Origin of the sequence: Paenibacillus tabacirhizosphaerae (assembly GCF_040812395.1) — a bacterium.
Classification (GTDB): Bacteria; Bacillota; Bacilli; order Paenibacillales; family NBRC-103111; genus Paenibacillus_E.
On record NZ_JBFNXH010000084.1, the window covers coordinates 1 to 786 of the forward strand.

The window sequence follows — 786 nt, forward strand, 5'->3', positions numbered from 1 at the left end:
GCAACTTCCTTCATTTATTCCCTACGTAGTCCAAGCTTCGAAGCCAGGAATAAATGAAGGTGCCGCCCTTCTGCCACAATTAGATAACGCCTCAACAAGCCACATAAGTTCCATGATAAACAGATATTTCAGTAGCCGGATTTTGCGCCCCTATTTGCGCTCTCGCTCGGGAAGTCCCTGAAAACCTTGTTTGGAAAGACTCTTTCATCATGAACGTAATGGGAATCGCAGGGGAAGCCTGCTGACCGTGGATCAGGGGACTAGGTAGAGGGCAAGCCAGCCTTGCGGGAGCGTATCCAGCCCCAAAACCAGGAAGGAGCAAAAGACTGTGGATCGACCCGTTTGTAAAAACGAAGTTTGTCCGTGGGAAGCGGTAGCAGCGATGGCGCTGGAGAACAAAAGCCGCGCTCTTACGAAGCCAGTCCAGATAAAAACAACACCGAATTTCATTCGAAAGCGGCAGCAAGCGGGCTTGTTACCCGAGAGAAACGACCTGCCAGCATACCGGCAACAGGCTTAACAAGAATTGTTAAAAGGAAACTACTCTAGGCAGGGCAAAGCACCTCCACATCCACGTAGCGAATGGAAGAAACAGAAAAAAATCGTTGACAAATCAAAAACAAGGCGGTAAAAATCGGCGGGAACATGTGAGCAGGAGGTGGTTCGGTGTACAGGCTGGAGCAGATGGAAGGCAGCCGCTGGTGGCGGTGGCACATTCGGCTCATTGCCGTGAGTGCGGCTGCGGGTGCAGTGTACCACGGGGTGAAGTGGGTCTATGCGCTAATT

1 protein-coding gene is annotated in these 786 nt (G+C 51.4%); it reads left to right on the forward strand.

Annotated elements, in window-relative coordinates:
* Positions 1-328 precede the first annotated feature (328 nt).
* Positions 329-520 (forward strand): hypothetical protein, encoded by a 192-nt coding sequence (locus tag ABRS97_RS28080; protein WP_367819465.1) that lies wholly within the window; start codon positions 329-331, stop codon positions 518-520.
* The last annotated feature ends 266 nt before the right edge of the window (positions 521-786 follow it).